The organism is Thalassospira lohafexi, from assembly GCF_002844275.1.
In the GTDB taxonomy this organism is placed as follows: Bacteria; Pseudomonadota; Alphaproteobacteria; order Rhodospirillales; family Thalassospiraceae; genus Thalassospira; species Thalassospira lohafexi.
Genome location: NZ_NXGX01000005.1, coordinates 434,228 through 455,633, shown reverse-complemented (window position 1 = coordinate 455,633; position 21,406 = coordinate 434,228). Strand labels below are relative to the sequence as shown.

Annotated in this window: 18 protein-coding genes; 2 read left to right on the top strand and 16 right to left on the bottom strand. The window is 53.6% G+C overall.

What is annotated here, in order from left to right; all coding sequences use genetic code 11:
- Positions 1-50: 50 nt before the first annotated feature.
- From COO92_RS14570 to COO92_RS14545, 6 genes are all read right to left on the bottom strand, one after another.
- Positions 51-2,963, bottom strand: coding sequence for a 2-oxoglutarate dehydrogenase E1 component (locus COO92_RS14570; RefSeq protein WP_101303219.1), 2,913 nt, complete (start codon positions 2,961-2,963; stop codon positions 51-53).
- Between the two features lie 70 nt (positions 2,964-3,033).
- Positions 3,034-3,909 (bottom strand): succinate--CoA ligase subunit alpha, encoded by an 876-nt coding sequence (gene sucD, locus COO92_RS14565; RefSeq protein ID WP_022731741.1) that lies wholly within the window; start codon positions 3,907-3,909, stop codon positions 3,034-3,036.
- A 2-nt stretch (positions 3,910-3,911) separates the two neighbouring features.
- Complete coding sequence (gene sucC, locus COO92_RS14560; RefSeq protein ID WP_258548867.1) at positions 3,912-5,141, bottom strand: ADP-forming succinate--CoA ligase subunit beta; 1,230 nt, start codon at positions 5,139-5,141, stop codon at positions 3,912-3,914.
- Positions 5,142-5,282: 141 nt separating this feature from the next.
- Positions 5,283-6,233: a malate dehydrogenase gene (gene mdh / locus COO92_RS14555; RefSeq protein WP_101303217.1), complete on the bottom strand. Its 951-nt coding sequence runs from the start codon at positions 6,231-6,233 to the stop codon at positions 5,283-5,285.
- Between the two features lie 686 nt (positions 6,234-6,919).
- Positions 6,920-8,053, bottom strand: coding sequence for a cell division protein ZapE (gene zapE / locus COO92_RS14550; protein ID WP_101303380.1), 1,134 nt, complete (start codon positions 8,051-8,053; stop codon positions 6,920-6,922).
- Positions 8,054-8,184: 131 nt separating this feature from the next.
- A complete protein-coding gene (locus COO92_RS14545) occupies positions 8,185-9,174 on the bottom strand; it encodes a zinc transporter ZntB (protein WP_101303215.1) in 990 nt (329 codons plus the stop codon).
- 163 nt (positions 9,175-9,337) lie between these two features.
- Here COO92_RS14545 and COO92_RS14540 point away from each other — a divergent pair, with 163 nt between their 5' ends.
- Positions 9,338-11,980, top strand: coding sequence for a DUF3772 domain-containing protein (locus COO92_RS14540; protein WP_101303378.1), 2,643 nt, complete (start codon positions 9,338-9,340; stop codon positions 11,978-11,980).
- A gap of 30 nt (positions 11,981-12,010) precedes the next feature.
- Here the strand turns inward: COO92_RS14540 and COO92_RS14535 are convergent, their stop codons facing one another.
- From COO92_RS14535 to nadA, 3 genes are all read right to left on the bottom strand, one after another.
- Entirely contained in the window at positions 12,011-12,415 is a 405-nt protein-coding gene (locus tag COO92_RS14535) for an NUDIX hydrolase (RefSeq protein ID WP_165792367.1), read from the bottom strand.
- An 18-nt stretch (positions 12,416-12,433) separates the two neighbouring features.
- Positions 12,434-13,273, bottom strand: a complete 840-nt coding sequence (nadC, locus tag COO92_RS14530) for a carboxylating nicotinate-nucleotide diphosphorylase (RefSeq protein ID WP_101303213.1) — start codon at positions 13,271-13,273, stop codon at positions 12,434-12,436.
- A gap of 76 nt (positions 13,274-13,349) precedes the next feature.
- Positions 13,350-14,372, bottom strand: a complete 1,023-nt coding sequence (nadA, locus tag COO92_RS14525; protein ID WP_101303211.1) for a quinolinate synthase NadA — start codon at positions 14,370-14,372, stop codon at positions 13,350-13,352.
- A 485-nt stretch (positions 14,373-14,857) separates the two neighbouring features.
- On the opposite strand from nadA, the gene COO92_RS14520 reads away from it, so the two are divergent.
- Positions 14,858-15,184 carry a hypothetical protein gene (locus COO92_RS14520; RefSeq protein WP_022731731.1) on the top strand — a complete coding sequence of 109 codons (327 nt, stop codon included), beginning with the start codon at positions 14,858-14,860 and terminating at the stop codon, positions 15,182-15,184.
- A 561-nt stretch (positions 15,185-15,745) separates the two neighbouring features.
- Here COO92_RS14520 and COO92_RS14510 read toward each other — a convergent pair.
- The 7 genes from COO92_RS14510 to COO92_RS14480 form a co-directional block, all read right to left on the bottom strand.
- Positions 15,746-17,134 (bottom strand): glutamine synthetase family protein, encoded by a 1,389-nt coding sequence (locus COO92_RS14510; RefSeq protein ID WP_101303209.1) that lies wholly within the window; start codon positions 17,132-17,134, stop codon positions 15,746-15,748.
- Positions 17,135-17,177: 43 nt separating this feature from the next.
- Positions 17,178-17,999 (bottom strand): isocitrate lyase/PEP mutase family protein, encoded by an 822-nt coding sequence (locus COO92_RS14505; protein WP_240626448.1) that lies wholly within the window; start codon positions 17,997-17,999, stop codon positions 17,178-17,180.
- A 27-nt stretch (positions 18,000-18,026) separates the two neighbouring features.
- A complete protein-coding gene (locus tag COO92_RS14500) occupies positions 18,027-18,518 on the bottom strand; it encodes a class I SAM-dependent methyltransferase (protein ID WP_022731727.1) in 492 nt (163 codons plus the stop codon).
- A 100-nt stretch (positions 18,519-18,618) separates the two neighbouring features.
- Positions 18,619-19,224 carry a glutathione S-transferase family protein gene (locus COO92_RS14495; RefSeq protein ID WP_022731726.1) on the bottom strand — a complete coding sequence of 202 codons (606 nt, stop codon included), beginning with the start codon at positions 19,222-19,224 and terminating at the stop codon, positions 18,619-18,621.
- A 106-nt stretch (positions 19,225-19,330) separates the two neighbouring features.
- The gene (locus COO92_RS14490) at positions 19,331-19,672 is read right to left on the bottom strand and encodes a YrhK family protein (RefSeq protein ID WP_240626447.1); all 342 of its coding nucleotides are present in this window, start codon (positions 19,670-19,672) and stop codon (positions 19,331-19,333) included.
- A gap of 83 nt (positions 19,673-19,755) precedes the next feature.
- Positions 19,756-20,706, bottom strand: a complete 951-nt coding sequence (locus COO92_RS14485; protein WP_101303205.1) for a tyrosine recombinase XerC — start codon at positions 20,704-20,706, stop codon at positions 19,756-19,758.
- Positions 20,685-21,374 carry a DUF484 family protein gene (locus COO92_RS14480; protein ID WP_022731723.1) on the bottom strand — a complete coding sequence of 230 codons (690 nt, stop codon included), beginning with the start codon at positions 21,372-21,374 and terminating at the stop codon, positions 20,685-20,687. The genes COO92_RS14485 and COO92_RS14480 overlap by 22 nt, the downstream gene beginning before the upstream one ends.
- Positions 21,375-21,406 lie beyond the last annotated feature (32 nt).

The following is a 21,406-nucleotide window of genomic DNA, read 5'->3' as shown; positions in this document are numbered from 1 at the left end:
AATTCTAAATGAACGTATCGGACGGGCGATTGCTCGCCCGTCCGGTAAAGTTATTTGACGCTTAGTGCCGCATCGACAAGTTCGGCCTGTTCACGCAAGTGAGCCTTAAGAAGACCCGTTGCCGGCGAAGCGGATGCTGCACGACCGACATAGACGGGACGACCCGTCTTGTGTTTGATGCTGGCAAGTGTGCCTTCGATACGACGATCAACGTAGTACCACGAACCCATGTTTTCAGATTCTTCCTGGCACCAGACAACATCAGCATTCGGATATTTAGCCAGTTCCGTGGCAAGTTCTTGTTCCGGCCACGGATAAAGCTGTTCAACACGCACAAGCGCAACATCTTCGATGCCACGGTTTTCACGTTCGGCGAGAAGGTCGTAATAGACCTTACCCGACGACAGAACGACACGTTTGACCTTGCTGTCAGCGACCATTTTTCCGCTTTCGCTGATCACCGGCAGGAATTTGGTCCCCGTGCCGAATTCAGACAGCGAGGATACAGCCAGTTTGTGACGCAGAAGCGATTTCGGCGTCATCAGGATCAACGGTTTACGGAACGAACGGCGGATCTGACGGCGCAGGATGTGGTAATAGTTTGCCGGTGTCGTGACGTTCGCCACCTGCATGTTATTTTCACCACAAAGCTGCAGGTAACGTTCCAGACGTGCGGAACTATGTTCCGGACCCTGGCCCTCGTAACCGTGCGGCAGAAGCATCACCAGACCCGACATACGGAGCCATTTGGCTTCGCCCGAGCTGATGAACTGGTCAATGATGACCTGTGCGCCGTTGGCAAAATCACCGAACTGGGCTTCCCAGAGAACCAATGAATGCGGTTCTGCAAGGGTGATGCCATATTCAAAGCCAAGAACACCTGCTTCGGACAGCGGCGAGTTGAGAACCTCAAGTTCGGCTTGACCGGTGCGGATGTTATTGAGCGGGGTGTATTTTGCTTCGTTGGTCTGATCAATCAGCTTGGCATGACGTTGCGAGAACGTCCCGCGCTGGCAATCCTGACCAGACAGACGAACCGGTGTGCCTTCGCACATCAAAGTTCCGAATGCCATGGCTTCGGCAGTTGCCCAGTCGATACCTTCGCCGGTTTCAAACATCTTGGCTTTGGCCTTCAACTGACGAAGGATTTTGCGGTTGATGTCGTAATCAGCAGGGGCGGTCGACAATGCACGACCAACTTCGGCCAGCAGATCGTCGGCAACACCGGTATCACCGGTCCAGTCCGCATCTTCGCCGTGCGAGGACGCAAGACCCGACCATTTACCTTCAAGCCAGTCAGCCTTGTTCGGACGGTAATTTTCCGACGCCTTGAATTCGTCATCAAGATAATCCTGGAAAGATTTGTCCAGTTCCTTGATGCGATCTTCGGTCAGAAGACCTTCCTTGATCAGCTGTTTGGCATAGATGTCCTTGGTGGTCGGATGTTTGCCGATCACGTCATACATCTTAGGCTGGGTGAATGCCGGTTCGTCACTTTCGTTATGGCCAAAGCGGCGATAGCAGAACATGTCGATGACGACGTCCTGTTTGAACTCCTGACGGAATTCAGTCGCGATACGTGCCGCATGGACCACTGCTTCGGGATCGTCGCCATTGACGTGCAGGATCGGAGCCTGAACGACTTTGGCAATGTCCGAGCAATAAGGCGAAGAACGTGAATCTGTTGGTTTGGTTGTGAAACCGATCTGGTTATTGACCACAAAGTGGATCGTACCACCGGTACGATAGCCTTTGAGGTGCGACAGATCGAAGGTTTCCGCAACAAGCCCCTGACCGGCAAAGGCCGCATCGCCATGCAGGAGGATACCCATAACCTGCTCACGTTCGGTGTCTTTACGCTGGGACTGTTTGGCGCGGACTTTACCAAGGACAACCGTGTTGACCGCCTCAAGGTGTGACGGGTTTGCCGTCAGCGAGAGGTGAACAACATTGCCATCAAATTCGCGGTCGGCAGATGTCCCAAGGTGATATTTAACATCCCCCGAGCCCATCACGTCGTCCGGCTTGGACGGATTGCCCATGAATTCCGAGAAAATCGCACGGAACGGTTTGCTCATAACGTTGGCAAGAACGTTCAGGCGACCACGGTGCGGCATACCGAACACAACCTCGCGGATGCCAAGCTGGCTCCCGCGTTTGAGGATCTGTTCCATTGCCGGCATCAGGGATTCACCACCATCAATACCAAAACGCTTGGTGCCGACATATTTGGTGTGCAGATAGTTTTCGAACCCTTCGGCAGCAATCAGGCGGTCAAGGATGGCTTCCTTGCCACGTGCAGTAAACTGCGTCTGGTTGCCGATGCTTTCGATACGCTGCTGAATCCATGCTTTTTGTTCAGGTTCCTGAATGTGCATGAATTCAATACCGATGGACCCGCAATAGGTTTTGCGTGCCATCGATACGATCTGACGGATGGTCGCGGTCTCAAGGCCAAGTACATTGGCGATGAAGATCGGACGATCCTGATCGGCCTCGGTAAAGCCATAGGTCTTGGGATCAAGTTCCGGATGTGGTTCACGCGGGGCAAGGCCCAGCGGATCAAGATTTGCTTCCAGATGTCCGCGCACACGGTAGGATCGGATCAGCATCAGTGCGCGAATAGAGTCATTGGCAGCCGCACGAATGGCATCGGAATTAACCGACCCACCAGCAGGTGCGGAATAGGATGCCGGCGCATAGGCCGCTTGGACCGGACGTTCGGCATACCCTTGTGAGACGTCGTATCCCTCCATGCCGCCGACAACCGTGGTTTCCCGTGGTTGCCAGCTTGGCCCACGCATTTCTGCGAGGAGTGCGGAGGCGTCGTCCTGCAACCCGTCAAAGAACTCTGCCCAGCTTTGGTCAACCGCAGTCGGGCTTTCCGTGTAGCGCGCATAAAGTTCAGCGATGTAGGTTGCGTTCGACTCGTTCAGAATCGTATCGAGATCTTGAGGTTTCATTTGTGGTCTTGGAAGGCATGGTCCCCAAGAAGGACCACGCCCCCCCTTGCCTTTCCTCTGACTACCCAGATTAGCCCTTCAACGCCTTCAGCATGGTCGAACCGAGGCTCGCAGGCGAATCAGCTACAAGTACGCCAGCACTGCGCATTGCTTCCATTTTCGCATCCGCAGTGCCCTGACCGCCGGAGATGATCGCACCGGCATGGCCCATGCGTTTACCCGGAGGTGCGGTAACACCCGCGATGAAGCCAGCAACCGGTTTCTTGACAGCCGAAGCTTTCAGGAACTCACATGCTTCTTCTTCTGCAGTACCACCGATCTCACCAATCATGATGATGCCTTCGGTTTCCGGATCCCGCAGGAACAGGTCGAGGCAATCAATGAAGTTGGTGCCGTTGACCGGGTCACCACCAATACCGATACAGGTTGACTGACCAAGGCCAGCGGCCGTGGTCTGTGCAACTGCTTCGTAGGTGAGGGTCCCTGAACGCGAAACGATACCGATTTTACCGCGGCGGTGAATGTGACCGGGCATAATGCCGATTTTGCATTCATCCGGGGTGATGACACCCGGGCAGTTCGGACCGATCAGGCGGGTCGAAGAACCTTCGAGCGCACGCTTGACGCGGACCATGTCGGCAACCGGAATGCCTTCGGTGATGCAGACAGCCAGTTCGATTTTCGCATCGATGGCTTCAAGAATTGCATCAGCAGCAAAGGGCGGCGGAACATAGATGACCGAGGCATTTGCTTCGGTAACGTGTTTCGCTTCGGCAACGGTGTTGAAAACCGGCAGGTCAAGGTGCTTGGTGCCGCCTTTACCCGGGGTAACACCGCCAACCATTTTCGTGCCATAGGCAATAGCCTGTTCGCTGTGGAAGGTACCCTGCGAACCAGTGAAACCCTGGCAGATAACTTTGGTGTTTTTATCGACGAGAACAGCCATAGTTACGCGGCCTCCTTCACAGCTTTGACCACCTTCTCGGCGGCATCGGCAAGGTTATCGGCCGAAACAATCGGCAGACCCGATTCTTCGAGGATCTTCTTGCCAAGTTCGACATTGGTACCTTCGAGGCGAACAACCAGCGGAACGTTCAGGCTGACTTCGCGGGCTGCTGCCACAACGCCGTCTGCAATCACGTCACACCGCATGATGCCACCAAAGATGTTGACCAGAATGCCTTCGACATTCGGATCAGACAAGATCAGTTTGAAGGCCGTGGTAACGCGTTCTTTGGTTGCGCCGCCACCAACGTCGAGGAAGTTTGCCGGTGCACCACCATAAAGTTTGATGATGTCCATGGTTGCCATGGCAAGGCCTGCGCCATTGACCATGCAGCCGATGGTGCCATCAAGCTTGATGTAGTTGAGGCTGTGCTTGGCAGCTTCAAGTTCGGCCGGGTTTTCTTCGTCTTCGTCGCGCAGGTCTTCGATGTCCTGATGACGGAACAGCGCGTTGTCGTCGAAGCTCATTTTGCAATCAAGTGCAATGATGTCACCATCGCCGGTCACGACCAGCGGGTTGATTTCAACCATTGCAGCATCGGTGTCGAGGAAGCACTGGTACATTGCTGACATGAATTTGACAGCTTTGGAAACCTGCTTGCCTTCAAGACCAAGCGCGAACGCCAGTTTGCGGCCATGGAAGCCCGAGAAGCCAGCAGCCGGGTCGATGTCAACGGTGACGATCTTTTCCGGGGTTGCTTCTGCAACTTCTTCAATGTCCATGCCACCTTCGGTGGATGCCATGAAGATCACGCGTGAGGAGGCGCGGTCAACGAGAACCGAAAGATACAGTTCGCGTGCGATATCGCAGCCTTCTTCGATGTAAACGCGTTTGACTTCTTTGCCGTCTGGACCGGTCTGGTGGGTAACCAGGGTCGAGCCGAGCATCTGTTCAGCGTTGGTGCCGACTTCTTCGACACTTTTGACAACACGAACACCGCCTTTATCGCCGGCTTTGTCTTCCTTGAAGGTGCCCTTACCGCGGCCACCTGCATGGATCTGGGATTTCACCACATAAACTGGACCAGCCTGTGACTGGGCAGCTTCAATGGCTTCCTCGGCGGTGTAGGCGACTTTGCCGTTCGGCACGGTCACACCGTATTTGCGAAGAATTTCTTTCGCCTGGTACTCATGAATATTCATGTTAGGTCGCTTTCTTGCCTTCCGTACGATTTCCTGTGGGTCAGAAATCGGGATTTCAATGTCCCCGTAACTTGCGGGAGGGACTTTATTGCGAGGCCCGCGATCATTGAAGTTTGAAAAACAACAATGATTGAAAAACGGGCCGGTCAGTGACCAGCCCGCTTCGCGTTCTTAGAGCATGCCCTTGGCAGCTTCGACAAGGCCGCGGACAGCTGCCACGGAATTCTCGAAGTTTGCTTTTTCGGACTCATCGAGATTGATCTCGACGATGCGTTCGACACCGCCAGCGCCCAGAACAACCGGGACACCAACGTAAATACCATCAACGCCGTATTCACCGCTCAGATAAGCAGCAACCGGCATGACGCGTTTCTGATCTTTCAGGTAGCTTTCTGCCATCGCGATTGCCGAAGCAGCCGGGGCATAGAATGCAGAGCCTGTTTTCAGAAGGGCAACGATTTCGGCACCACCATCACGGGTACGCTGAACGATCTCGTCGATCTTTTCCTGCGTGGTCCAACCCATTTTGATCAGGTCAGGAACCGGGATGCCTGCAACGGTCGAATAGCGGATCGACGGGACCATGGTGTCGCCGTGACCGCCAAGAACGAACGCGGTGACGTCCTTGACCGATACTTTGAATTCTTCTGCGAGGAAGTAACGGAAGCGTGCTGAATCCAGAACGCCTGCCATGCCAACAACTTTCTTCGGATCGAAGCCAGTTGCCTGCTGCATCACCCAAACCATCGCATCAAGCGGGTTGGTGATGACAATGACGAATGCGTTTGGAGCATGTTCCTTGATGCCCTGACCAACCTGGGTCATGACTTTGGTGTTGATGCCGATGAGATCATCACGGCTCATGCCCGGCTTGCGGGCGACACCTGCGGTGACGATGACGACATCAGCGCCTGCAATGTCTTTGTAGTCACTGGTACCCTTGAGGTCGGCATCAAACATGTCGACGGGGGAGGATTCAGCAATGTCGAGCGACTTGCCCTGTGGCATGCCATCAACGATGTCGAAAAGGACGACGTCGCCAAGCTCTTTCAGTCCGACGAGGTGAGCAAGCGTGCCACCAATATTGCCAGCACCGACGAGCGCGATCTTGTTGCGGGCCATTCCGTTACCTTCTTCCCTATTGCACTTCCTGGGGGTCGAAACTCAAGTTGGGAGCGCGATTGAAAATTTAAACCTGCGAACGCGAAATATTCGTTCGTAAACATCAAGTGTCGTAAACTGATTTGTCCTGATTTACAAGGGGAAACGCCGCTGTTTTTACGAGGAAAACCGCCGGTTCCCGGTTTGTTGCAACTATGGTCTAAACGCTCAAAAACCGGTCATGCTGCGATTGCGAACAAGTCAGAATATGCAGCAAAACCAAAGCCAGTTTGCGATTGCGCGATGCCTAAAGGAAAGGCAGTGCGGGCTTTTGCCGCGAATTCGGGCGCGAGATGATGTTCTGATCCGCGTAGCATTGCATGAAACTGCTATCTGCCATGCGGTGATGCTGTATTCGAAAAATCGCGCGTTCGGTGAATTTTGCGCATTTGTGCGTTTGTGATCGTGCTCACGCAAGAATCGCCGCCCGAAAAGCTACTGCGTGGCGAATAATTGCAATCGTTTTAAACTCAGGTGGGTGGAGTCGTTTTTCCCATACGAAAATATGGTGTCCGATCATGTCGCGGGGCTGGTTAATCCGTTGTGATTTCCCCGTGAAACTGCCCGATGAAAGTATCCGGTAAAGCAGGGGATGCTGCTCATCAACTTTGCACCTGCGCGCATGTGTGATTGCCAAGCGCGCCAGATCAGGTCAGATGCGCCATATCGAGGTATTCCTGACTGCGCATTTCGGTCATCCGCGACACAGTGCGCTGAAATTCAAACGAATAATCGCCATCGGTATAAATCTCGGTGGGGTCGCATTCAATCGCACAGATCAATTTGGTTTTATGTTCATACATCGCATCGATCAGGGTGCCAAAACGCTTTGCCCAATCACGGCGGGCGTCAGGCAATTTCGGAATGAAGTCGATGACAATGGTATGGAAATGGGTTGCCAGTGCAATGTAGTCGCCCGGCCCAAGCGGCCGCGTACAAAGTTCTTCAAAGCTGAACTTGGCAACACCGGCCCCGACGGCCGAGATTTCGATCTTGCGACCTTTGACGGTCAGACTATCGGGGGCGACGCGTGCGCCTTCGGTCAGGGTGGTGAACATCGCGTCGATTTTGGGCAGGGCATCATCGTGCGATATCGGATAGACGAAAACGTCCGCCGCCGTCAGGTTGCGCATCCGATAATCGGTCGCGCTGGCCAGTTCTAGGACATCAAGCTTTTGCTTGATCATCTCAATGAACGGCAAGAAATTCTGACGCTGCAGGCCATCTTTATAAAGGTCATCAGGTTGCCGGTTTGATGTGGTAACGATCACCACACCATGTTCGAACAGATGTTCAAACAGTCGACCGAGAATCATCGCATCGGTAATATCGGTGACCTGCATTTCATCGAAACACAAAAGCCATGCGTCATTTGCCAGATCTTTTGCGATCGGCGGAATGGGGTCGGCGTCAGCGTCATCTTTTTTCTTTTGCTGACGATACCGGTGCATGCGGTTATGGACGTCTTGCATGAAGTCATGAAAATGAACGCGGCGTTTCTGTTCAATCTCGATGGTTTCATAGAACAGATCCATCAGCATGGATTTGCCCCGCCCGACTTCGCCGTAGATATAAAGCCCGGACGGCGGGGTGGGTTCATCGCGGCGGCGCGTCAGGCCAAACCGTTCGCGCCAGCCGCCTGATCCTGTTGCCGGTTCATAGTTTGACAGGGCGTTTTTCAGGCTCTGTAGCTTTTCCGCGCAGAGTTCCTGCATCGGGTCATGAGACAGCTCATCATTGGTGATTTTGGCGCGGTAACGTGAAAGCGGGCCGTCAGTCATCAACATATCTCGATTGCAGTGAAAAAAACGCGGGCGTTGGCAAAGTCATAGCGCCAAGCAGTGCCGCATTGCAACAAGCTGCTTTGCAAGACTGTTTGGCGTTCTGTGCTTAGCGGCCCTGGTTTTCGTCCTTAAATCAGGCGCATTTTTTTAAACAGCCAGATTTCAAATCCAACAATCGCGGCCAGAATAAGGGCGACTGTCGCAAATCCCCACGGGCTGTCTGCCGCCGGGATGCCGCCAACATTGATGCCCAGCAACCCTGTCACAAAACTGATCGGCAGGAAAAGCCCGGCAATGACCGTCAACCAATACATGGTTCTGTTCATCCGTTCGGTTTCAAGCGCCATCAGGTTTTCATTCACGATCTGAATGCGTTCGCGCAAGGAATCGAAATCTTCGACCAGTCGTATTGTTTTGTCGGTCAGCGCACGCGCACGGCGTTTAAACCGTTTGTCGGCCCAGCTTGGTTTCTGTTCGACAAACATAACGAGCGCATCACGTTGCGGTGCCAGATGTCGTCGCAGTCGGGATAACTGGTTGCGAATGTCTGAGCCGCGCATGCGCAGTGGCAATGTTTTGCCCTCGGTCACACCTTCCTGATCATCCTCAATCGCTTCGACGTTTTCTTCCAAGCCACGTACGACATTCTCAACCCGATACGCCAGCCGTTCGGCAACCGTAAGAATGAAATCATCGGGGCTATGGGGGGCTTTGCCGGCCGCAATTGCAGTGCGGATATCGTCAAAGGCCTTAAGCGACTGGTTGCGCAGTGTGATGACGATGTTTCCCGACAGCCAGAAACGCACCGAAATCATGTCTGCCGGATCATTTTCGGCATTCAGGTTCACCCCGCGCAGGTTCATGGAAAAACCATGATCGTAGAAGAACACAGACGGACGTGTGCCACGTGTGGCCAGGTTGGTGGCAATCGTCGGGTCGATCCCGGCAATATCCATCAGCCAATCGTGAACGCCATCGGTCATCCAGTCGAGATGAACCCAAAGATAATGACCTTCGTCGAGACTGGGAATTCTGGTTGAAATGTTTTCCCAGCCCATCGCCACGCCAGTTCCATTTGAGGCGATATCGAATGCGTTGATCAGGCCCGATGTGGTCATCTTGTTTTCCTTCGCGGGGTATGGCGTGGAACATTGAATGGTGGTTGGTCGTGACCGGGAACGAAACGTTTCGTGATTCGTTATGGGCTTCAGTGTAACCTGTTTACAAATTGGGAAAAACGGTCAAATGCCGTTGGTCAAAAATCATGATGGAACATCAGGCATGAGTTCAATGCGTCGTTTATGTGTCGGGTTTGTTATTTGCATTTTTGCACTTGTGGCAACCGCCGAGTTGCAGGCTCAGAATGCCGGTTCAGGCGAGGCAAACCGTCTGGGACAGGAAGCGGTCCAAAAAGTTGAACTGGAAAATGCCCAGAAACGCATTGCGGAATGGGACAGCCAGCTTGGTGAGCTTGAAGATAACCTTGATAGCAGTGAAGTTGCTGGCCGTGTTATTGCCGATGGCCGAAAAACAACCGAGCAGATGCTCAATGCGACAACGGCGCTACGTGATCTGGCCGCCGACCGCCTGAAACGCTTTCAGGCCGCCAAGGGTAAACTTGGCGATCCCCCTGCCGAAGGGCAGGATGAAGTCCCCGCAGTTGCGCATGAACGCGACCGGCTTAATCAGGATATTGCAAAAGTAAGCGGGCTGATCAAACAGATCGAATTGATCGATTTTCAGGCCGCTGAATTGTCTGATCGTTTGGCAAGTTTGGCGCGTGAACGGTTTACACGCCGAATTCTTGGCCGCGTAGATGTGCCGCTTGATCCGTCGGTTTGGCTGGAATCTGGTGGCGAAGTTCTGGCCTTTCCAAGTATGGTTCAGGCCCGCTATGCCAATCTGGAACTTGACGGCAAAGTTGCCGATGAACTGAGCGAGATTGCACCTGGACTGGTTTTTCTGGCGATGATCGTGCTGGCGGCATTGATCGGCGGGGAAGTGATCGTTCTGCGATACATTCCGTCGCGCTGGAAAGAAACGCCCAAAGAAGACCGAATTGCGCTGGTGTCGGGGACGCGTTTTGTCTTTACCGCACTGGTGCCGGGCATTGCCCTTTTGATTGCCTACAGCATTCTTGATTCTCAGGAGGCCCTGCTTAAAGGCAGCATGGGCGATTTTGTCCATCAATGTTTTGCGGCCGCATTGTTCCTGTTGTTTGTCGGCGCTGCGGTACGCAGTGTGCATTCCCCGTTTGCCCCAACCTTGCGTCGGTCAGGGACGACCAAACGCGGTGCGCGGGTTGTCGGGATTTCATCACTGGCGATTGCATTGATCTTCGCGGTGGACATGATCTTGCTTCAGGGTGCGACCACATTGGGCACCTCGTTAAATGTCGCTTTGATTCAAAGTATTACCAACGTCCTGATCATTTCGATCCTGCTGTATGTTTGCTCGCTTGGTGTGTTTTGGGTGCATGACGAGCGCGTGCGGCATGAATTTTGGGCCAAACTGGAACGGCGCAGTCGCCGGGGCATGAAGGCAATCGCGATCCTTTTGCCCGTGCTGATGGTTCTTGGCTATGTCGCGCTGGCCCGCTTCATCCTTGAAAACCTGATGTTGGCGTCGGCGTTTCTGACCTGTTACTGGCTGCTGCGCGGACTTTTCCGGGCCTTGATGCACACCTATCTGGTTAAGCCGGAAGAAACCGTTGATGACACGGCACCCGATACGGTTCACGGGACGCTTTATTTCTGGCTCCGGGTGATGATTGATGTCGTGATGGTTACCATTGCAATCCCTGCCGCTGTGATGGTCTTTACCGATATTGCCTGGGTTGATTTGCTCAGTGCTGGTGAGCAGGCATTTATCGGCATTCAGGTCGGCGGGATCAACTTCTCGCTGCGTGCCATCCTGCTGGCCGTTCTGATGTTTGTCATCGTGCTGGGGCTGATGCGGTTTTTCCAGCGGATGCTTTCAACACGGGTTTTGCCCAATACCAAGCTTGATCAGGGTTTGCAGCATTCTGTCTCGGCGATCTTTGGCTATGCCGGTATTTGCCTTGCGGTACTGATGGCGATTTCGGCGGCTGGCATGGATTTATCCAACCTTGCGATCATTGCCGGTGCGATTTCCGTCGGTATCGGTTTTGGCATGCAAAGTATCGTAAATAACTTTGTGTCTGGCCTTATCTTGCTGGTCGAACGCCCGATCAAGGTCGGTGACTGGATTGTGGTTGGGGCTGATCAAGGGTTTGTCAAAGACATCCGGGTGCGTGCGACAGAGATCGAAACCTTTGACCGATCCTCCATCGTGATCCCGAACTCTGAACTGATTTCCAACCGTGTTCTGAACTGGACGCTTAAGGAGCGGTCCGGGCGTGGGATCATCAAGATCGGGGTGTCCTATGGCTCGGATGTCGAGAAGGTCCGTGAAATCCTTTTGGAAATGGCCGACAAGCGCCGTGAAATCCTGAGTTATCCGGCACCACAGGTGGTGTTTATGGATTTCGGGCACAGTTCGCTTGATTTCGAACTGCGTTACTTCCTGCGCGATATTGGCGATGTCCTTGCGGTTGCCAGTTCGATCCGCTTTGAACTGGTGCAGCGGTTCCGCGACGAAGGTGTCGAGGTGCCGTTCCCGCAGCGTGATCTTAATCTGCGCGATATCGACAAATTAACCGACGCGATCCGCGAAGCTGGTCAAGGACGCAAGAAGCCCGAACCTGAGGCCCCAAAACGTGATGAGCCTGCGCCGTCGACGCCATCATCGGATGACGGGAATGATGCGGGCGAGATTGGCGAAGGGGCCGAAAAGAAGGCCACCCCACCATCTGCGGCAAAGGATGTTTCGCGCGATGCCGATGCGGCCGGTCGGTCGATCCCCGATGCGGGCGGAGAGCCCGACGGCGATGCGCCGCGTTAGTAGGCGTACTTGGCTTGTGAGGTTGAAAACCTAGATGTCAAACAGTGCAGCGGTGATCTTTTGGCCCATTGGCGCCATGAGGTTCCGCTCGCGCGGGGTGAGCCAGCGCAGCTCGGCAATTTCGCGTGCCGGGGAAAGTGTGCCGCGATAGTCGGCGACAAAGCATGTCATGCGCACAATTGCCCCGTCGGGCTGTTTGTGCCCCTGTCCGGCAAAGGTGCCGAGTTCGCGGATGGTTTCGGGGACCAGATCAACGCCAAGTTCTTCGTTGATTTCGCGCATGATCGCATCCCGTGCGGTTTCTCCCGGATCAATTTTGCCACCCGGCAGGTAAAATCGATCCCGACCATTGCTGCGTACCGACAGGATTTTTGCCCCGTCACGCAAAATCCAGTTTGCCGTTTCAATGACTTTAACGATGTCCGGTTTTGTCATTCCAGCATCTCGCGTGATTTACAGGATCGCGACATCAAGTCCGATATCAACCGCCGGGGCCGATTGGGTGATCCGACCGACCGAGACATAATCAACCCCGGTGGCGGCAATGGCGCCAATGGTCTGAAGGTTTACACCGCCCGATGCCTCGGTTTTGCAACGGCCATCGACGATGGCAACGGCTTTGCGCAGCATATCCGGGCCCATGTTATCAAGAAGGATGATATCTGCCCCGGCACTTGCTGCTTCGTGGACCTGATCAAGCGTGTCGCATTCGACTTCGATTTTCGGCAGGTTGGCGGCCCGTGCGGCCTCAACACATTTGGTGATCGATCCGACAACGCCGATATGGTTGTCCTTGATCATCACTCCGTCATAAAGCCCCATGCGGTGGTTCTGGGCCCCACCCATACGGGTTGCGTATTTTTCAAGCTTGCGCCAGCCTGGTAATGTTTTGCGAGTATCAAGCAGCTTTGTCGTCGTGTCACCCATAGCAGCAACATAGCTGCGCGTGGTGGTGGCAATCCCAGATAGGTGCTGCAGGGTGTTAAGGGCTGTGCGCTCCGCCGTCAGGATGCCACGCGCATTGCCCTCAACCACGGCCAAAACGTCCTTTGCCTTGATGGAATCGCCGTCTTCGCAGTGTTTTGTGATTTTGGCATCCGGAACCAGTTTCCGGAAACAGTCCAGCGCAATATCAAGTCCGGCGACGACGATATCCTCTCGAGTTTCAAGCGCGACACGCAGGCGCGCATTTTCGGGCACGACATTATCAGATGTGATGTCACCGGGGCCGATGTCTTCGGCAAAAGCGCGGTCGATGAATTCTGAAATTTCAGCTTGGGTCAGGACGGTCATGATGGGCAGCCGTTTTGAAGTCGTGTGGGAATGAAAACAGCCCCGCAAAATGTGCGGGGCTGTTAAATGGTTCGGCTTAGGCCGCGTCGTCTTTTTTCAGCGGAATGCCTTTTGACATTTCCAGCATCCGTTCAAGCGGTTTGACGGCTGCGACGCGCAAATCTTCCGGCATGATGATCTGCGGGCCATTGTTGACCAGACACAGATACAGTTTTTCAAGCGTATTGAGCTCCATGAACGGGCAATTGTTGCATGCACACGATCCGTCGGCACCCGGTACGGGAATGAATTCCTTGTGCGGGGCGGCTTTTTCCATCTGGTGGATGATGTGTGGTTCAGTCGCGATCAGATATTTCTGATCCGGACCGTTGATCACATACTCCAGAATGGCACGGGTGGACCCGATATGATCGGCATGTTTGAGAATGCCATCATGGCATTCCGGGTGGGCGGCAACCTTGGCGTCCGGATTTTGCGTTTGCAAACGGATCAGTTCGCGTTCTGAAAACTGTTCATGCACGATGCATGATCCATTCCACAACGTCATGTCACGCCCGGTCTTCTTGGCAAGATATGCCCCAAGATGGCGGTCCGGCGCCCAAAGGATCGGTTTGTCTGCCGGGATTTGATCAATGATCTCGGCGGCATTGGACGATGTTACGATAATGTCCGATGCTGCCTTTACCTCGGCCGAGCAGTTGATATAGGTGATCGATACGTGATCGGGATGCTGTTCGCGGAATTTGCGGAACGGTTCAGGCTGACACGAATCTTCGAGCGAGCAACCCGCTTTGGAATCGGGTAGCAGAACGGTTTTATTCGGGCTCAGAATCTTGGCGACCTCGGCCATGAAGCGCACGCCACAAAACACGATGACATCTGCATCGGTTTCGGCGGCTTTGCGCGACAGATCAAGGCTGTCGCCGACAAAATCGGCAAGATCCTGAATTTCCCCATCCTGATAGTAATGGGCCAGAATAATCGCGTTCTTTTCTTTCTTAAGGCGGGCTATTTCCGCCTCAAGATCCAAAGTCGGATCAATCTGCATTTCCGACATTGCGTCCACCGAAGCTTCGGCAATTGTAATCATTTCATTCATGGCGTCGTCTCATCTCGCCTGTTGCAAGCCGGAGATAAGAAGTGGGGCCCGGCATTGCAAGTTAATGACAGTTTGAAACCTGAATATCGCCATTAGGCCGCGATAGCAAGGAAATGGGGCGTCGCGCACGGATTCCCGAACTTTAAAAGGCGCATGGCCCTGTTTGCATTGTTTTGGTGCTTGGGATGTATTCGGGCTTTTCGGCAGAAACGTTGATAAATTTCGCAACGCAACAAAATATAAAAATATGTTCGTTGTAAAATATCGATAAATATTCATATAGTGAATACTGGATATTTTTTTAGTATTTCACATGTGAGCAGATATTTTTATTTTGATCGTCGCGGAATAAAGCATCCTTTTTAAAGCACCTAAAAGGTGACGCGGACTTGCACATGGCTGAAATGAAATCCCGCCTGATTAATGACGGAAATAATTATTTTCGTTTTTTCTAACCAACGCGCTTTTGCGCGGTAGGAGCTACTTTGACAAACCGTACAACATCTAAAATTCTGAATTTTGTAAGACCGTTTAGCTTGCGCGGTCTGGCCGAAGTTCTGCCTGCCGGGTCTTATAAAGTCATGACCGAAGAAATGCAGGACGAAAAAGTCACATATCCGACGTGGCAGTGGGTTTCCACACAGATGCATTTGAACACCAACTCGGATCGCTCCGACGACGCACGTCTTATGACCGTCGATCCTCGCGATCTGGAAGTGGCGTATTTGCGTGATCAGAAAATGATCGATGCCCGCCCCAAAGTCGCCTTTTCCGCCAGAGGATCAAACACCCGGGCCAAGCGCGTCTTTTAATCGGGTTTCCCGATGATCCTGTTCCCGGTCAGGGTACCCTGACCGGAACGGTGGTCAAATCGTAAAGCCGTAGTATTCCCACTCCCGCCCCAGACTTCAGTTCCCATTTCTCGTTCCCGTGGCCCGACCCTAAGCGGTCATTCCCGAACCAAACACACAGGCCAGAAAGCTGCCTCCTGCTGTTACATGTCAGCGTTGCAGAATGAGAAATACACGTTTGCCCAAGATGAGATCATAACGCATCAAGCTGATGCAAATGAGAGTCTTTAATATGGATTGGGTCCCTATCGTCTTCGGTACGTTTAAAGTTGTCGCACTGCTGACGGCCATGTTCTTCGCCATCAAGTGGCATTACGATCAAGGCGAGAAGGGCGGGACGCGCGCGGTACTGCTCGCGGGGGCCAAAGTTGCCGCAATCTTCGTGCTAGCGCTACTATGCTTGGGGTTCGTTACATTCTTCCTTAGCAGGTCGCTCGGTTTGAACCTGAGCTACTGATGATTGCATCGCAAAGACACCCAAAATGGGAAATGGGGACAGATCTATCTTTCTGGGAACATAGGTTAGATCGAAAATCCGTAATATTCCCATTCTGCGGCTGATACCTTAAGTGCCATATGTTCATATTCCGCCTGCTTGATTTTGGTAAAGGCGGTATGGAAGCGTGGGCCAAGCGTACGCTTGTTGAAGTCAGAGGCGCCAAACTGGTCAATCGCGTCCAGCCAGTGGCGCGGCAGGTCATTTGGGGCTTTGGCCTGACCGATTTCATCGGTACATGGCGTGCCCGGATCGATTTTACTTTCAATACCGTCAAGCGCTGCGCCCAGCGTGACGGCTGCCACCAGATAGGGGTTGGCATCCACACCGGCAATGCGATGTTCAAAATGGCGGGTTTTGCCCGGCGTGCCGGGAACCCGCAATGCCACAGTACGGTTTTCAACACCCCAGTCATCGGATGCCGGTGAATACATCGCCGACGCAAACCGGCGCCATGAATTCATGAACGGGGCCAAAAGCAACATCGTCTCGCCAATCGTGCCGCGAATGCCGCCAATTGCATTCAGCATAAGTGGGCTTAACGATCCATCTGCCTGATCGGCAAACAGGTTGTTGCCCGCATCATCGGCCAGTGACAGATGCAAATGCATGCCCGATCCGGCTTCAGTACCAAACGGTTTTGGCATGAACACGGCTTCTGTGCCAAACCGGCGCGCGACGGTGCGGATCAGGCGTTTGGCAATGATGACGTCATCAGCCGCCCGCATCAGATTGCGGTAACGGATCGTCATTTCATACTGGCCGGGGCCATATTCCGAAATCAGGGTTTCGAGTGTCAGATCAAGATGCTTGGCACCTTCATAGATCGCGTCAAACAGCGGCGACATCTCATCAATTTCATCAACTGACATGGTATTGCGCAAGGTGCTGCGGCGTTTGGTCAGAGCATAGGACGCCGGGTGATAAAGCCCGTCTGCGTCGGCTTCGCGATCGACCAAATAAAATTCAAGCTCAAACGCCCCCATCGGGGTGAAGCCGAGTTTCCGGGCACGGGTTACCTGTGCTGCAAATACATTGCGCGGGTCCACATCATGTGGCGTGCGGTCTTCGTCATACATGCTGATCAAAAGTTGCCCGCGCCCCGTATGAGGCAAATAACCCAGCGTCCCGGGTACAGGCCAGCACCGACCGTCACCGCCCCCACCAGTTTGCACCAACCCGCAATCATCAACGTCCTCGCCGGTCACATCCTGTCCAAAGATCGAACTTGGCAATCCGCGCCCGGATTTATAAATGGATTCAAGTTCATGACGCCGGATTGTCTTGCCCCGGCCAATGCCGTGAAAATCGGTCAGGATGATGTCGATGGCCTCGACATCGGGGTATTTGGCAAGGAAGGCCTCGGCTTCGGAAATTTGTGAACCGCTTGGCGAAAGTGTTTCTGGTGTGCTCATTGTTTGCCTTGAACGCTATGCCCCGTGTCGAGGAAGGGGTTATTCAATTTTTGGGTGGGGTAAATATGTATTTTTCAGCTTCTGACGAAGACAGCGCATCTTTGGCGTAAGTAAAAGTCCCATGGTCTTTTACCTCGCGCGCGGCACGCATGAGGCCGCCAAGTGCCGCTCTGGCAAAGGACCCGCCAACACTGATGCGTTTAACGCCTGCCTGTTCTAATTCGCTGACGCTGTAGGTCGGACCGGACAGCCCCATCACAACATTGACCGGGCGCGTGACAGATGCACAAACCGTGCGTATTGCCGCGATATCAGGCAGACCCGGTGCATAAAGAACATCTGCGCCCGCCTTTTCGAAAGCCTGAAGACGACGAATTGTATCATCCAGATCGTGTTTACCATGTAGGAAGTTTTCTGCGCGCGCGGTTAACATGAAAGGATGTTTACGGGATTCTTCGACGGCGGCGGCAATGCGTTCTACCGCAAGGTTGAAATCAAAAATCGGGTTCTTGGGATCACCTGTTGCGTCTTCGATTGAACCACCGACAAGTCCGGCTTTTGCTGCGAGTGAAATCGTCTTTGCGCAGGATTCTGGATCAGGACCAAAACCGTTTTCCAAGTCGGCGGAAACAGGCAAGTTGGTTGCGTTGACGATATCTTGTGCATTCTGCAAGATGGCTTCGCGTGAAATACATGCCGCAGAATCTTGTTGGCCAATGGAAAAGGCCAGCCCGGCGCTGGAGGTTGCCAATGCCTCATAACCAAGTGCGGCAAGGATGCGGGCGGACCCTGCATCCCATGGGTTGGGGATGACAAACGCCCCGGTACGCAGATGCAATTGCTCAAAGAGCTGATACTTTTCCATTTGATCTGTCATGCCCCCATTAAAGGATTAACCTTGATACCGGCGGAAGAAATAGCGGTCTTTAGGGACCCCTTCGGGCAGCGGTTCTGCGATGGTGTTGGGAACATCAATTTTCTGATCAGACGCAACAATGGCACCAGTCATAAGGGCTGTCGGCAGGGTCTGGCCGATAAAGGCTGCGATCTTGGCGTTCAGGTCTTCATCCCCGGTACCAACATCGGAATGCACAAGGGCAACTTTGCCTTTGAAACGCTCTGCGGCCATTGGCAGGGTTTCGAAAATATCGCCAAGGAACAGATGGTCATCATCGGGAATGCATTTCGGGTGTGCGGCAATCTGCCGGTCAAACACATAGATTTCCCGATCCGGCATGATTTCGCGCAAATGATCGAACGTGCGACCATTGCCAAGGCCAACTTCCAGCACGATCCCGTCCTGATCCTTGATCATTTCAGCCGCTGCATTCAGGCAATCGCGTTGGGCCTGCAGGCGGCGGATAACACTGTTTAGACGTGACATTTAATCGGATCTCCGGGGCTTGTTGGATCAAGATGGTCAATGGGTCGTATGTGGCACTAAAAACGCCGAACGCCATGACGCCCGGCGTTGATTTGCAAAATCAGCCTTTGAACTGGGTCGCATCAAATGCAGGCACACGCGACCGGAATTCATCCAGCCATGTGACGAGGTTGCCGTATGTTTGTCGCCATTTTCCGTCAAATCGCAGGTCAAGATACCCCAATGCGCAGGCAATGCCGACATGGCCGATATGAAGGTCAGCACCAAATGCCGGTGGGTTTGCGTCAATTTGATCCAGTGCACGTTTGACCTTGTCCGCCTGATAGGACATCCAGCCATCATCGCGTTTGTCTTCGGTACGCATGCGGGTTTCATAGACCTGCAGGATTGAGGCATCAATAATGCCGTCGCCCAATGCCTGTAAGGTAAGGGCATCCCAGCGGGCATCACTTTCGGTCGGGTGCAGGGTCACGCCATCGGCCTGCGCATCCAAGTATTCACAAATCACGCGTGAATCAAAAATCTTGCGACCATCATCAAGAATAAGGATCGGGATCTTCCCCAGCGGGTTCTGCGTGCGAAGGCTGTCGGCCGGATCGTTGGTGTTTGACAGTTCGACCGACAATTGGTCGTAAACACCAAGCATCTTGGCAACAATTTTGACTTTCCGGCCAAAAGGCGACGGGTCGCTGGATCGCAGGATCATGATTTTTCTCCGGGTATTTTAACTGTTTGCGCGCAGTGTAAGGGGGAAAGAACGGCAAGACGAAGTGAATTTTTCCCAAATCAGGTCGTTCAGCGTCTTCACCCTTCTACCCGGCGGGGGTGCGGGCCTGATCCGTCGCGGTTTTGGCAGGGACGTTTTTATGGGAGCCTTGGCTTTCATCGTTATCATCAAGCCCGGCAAGATGAAGTTCGCGCGCCAGCCTTACGGCCGGACGTGCCGCAAAAAACACCGAGCCAATGATAAATAGCCACGTGCCTGCGTAAACCGTTGCATCATCCAAAAACAGGATACTGCCAACAATGAATAAAACCGCCGCCAGAAGGTCGATCACTGAATAGGCGATCTCATAGGCGCTGTAGACCGACCGGTGTTTGGGACTGGCATCAAAGCGGCGAGTTCGAAACAGTTTCATCGGGTTTAGGGCCATAAGGTGTCCTTGCTGCTTTGTGTGATGATTGTCCCAACGCATCGGAAGCAGGATGGTTTCCATTCGACGATAATGTGCCGAAATTATCGCCGGGCGCGTGGATGGGTGCCGTTGTACACCGCCATCAATTGTTCACTATCCACGGCCGTATAGCGTTGGGTCGTTGAAAGCGATGCGTGGCCCAAAAGGTCCTGAATGGTGCGTAAATCACCGCCGCCTGCCAAAAGATGGGTGGCAAAGGAATGGCGCAGCGCATGCGGAGTTGCGGTATCAGGCAATTGTAAAAGATCGCGAACCTTGCGCATTTCGCGTTGGGCGACCTGGGCGACCAATCGTTTGCCACGCGCGCCGACAAAAAGTGCGTCATTGCCATGCGGTGCATAGGGACAAGCGCGCAGGTAATCTTCAATCGCATCGCGGATAATCGGCAAAACCGGCACAAGGCGTTGTTTGTTGCCTTTGCCCGTGATGACCATCGAATCCCCTGTTGGGCTTTGATTGGCGTTCAGATCAAGGGCCTCGGATATACGCAGACCACAGCCGTATAAAAGCGTGAAAAGTGCAAGGTTACGCTTGGCAAGCCATGGTTCATCTTGCCAGACACCCGCATTTTCAAGAACGGCCAGCGCATCGACCGGTGACAGTGGTTTGGGGGCTGTTTGGGGCAGGCGTGGATTGCGAATGGAACTGACGGCGGCATTCTGTCCGCGTCCTGACCGATCAAGAAACCGATAGAAATTGCGTAACGATGACAGGGCGCGGGCGGTGGATGTTTTGGCCATGCCATCCATGCTGCGGCGCGCCAGCCAGCTTCGAAAATCGCGCGGGTTTAAGCGCAGAAGCGCGTTCAGGTCCGGGACACCGCCAAGATGACCGCCGATAAAACCGAGAAAAGCATAAAGATCGGCCAGATAGTTTTCGGTCGTGTGATCGGACGCACGTCGCTCATCAGAAAGCCACGTGCACCAATCTGCGATGGCTTCGCGCACATCGCTCGGAACGGTGAGGGCGGTTAAACCGTTTGGGTGAGCCATCGACGCACACCAAATTCAATCACGGATGCCAAAAACATGATCAGGTCATTGGCCTGTGCCGGGCTGAAATATCCCGGCTCCTTAACGCCAAAGGCAACAATGCCAACCGGATCGCCATAAAACGGCGCAAGTCGCACAATGGCAGCCGACCGTATTTCGGATGCTTTCGGGCCAAAAATGGCCTCATCCCCGGCATCGTCGGGCAAAAGCCAGACGTCCTGCTCGTCGCCGAGAACCTGATCAACCGCGCCTTTAACAAGGCGGCGCACGCGGCCATCACAGCTTGGCACCGGCGCTTCGTCGCATTCTTCAAAGCATAATGCGATGGCATCAAGATCAAGCAGTTCGGGCACAAGGTCCTGAAGCGCTTCGACAAAGGTTTCAAACCCGCGTGCATTCAAAATGGCCAAAACAGCGCGGTGGATGCGGCTTTGGGTTTCAAGGTTGGATTTGGAAATATTGATCAGTTCGCTGGTCGCACCGCGCAGCTTTTCGCGTTCATCGCGCAACCGCGCGACGACATATTGCTGCATATCGGCGACACCTGATCCCATTTCCCGGACAGGCAACGCAAGACTTTCAAGCAAGTCGGGGCGCGAAGTGAAGAAATCAGGATGTTCGGCGAGAAAGGTCGCGACATCGTCGGCGCGCAGTGCTGTCTTTTCCATCGGTTCCGGCTTGTACAGTGAGAAATAAAAAA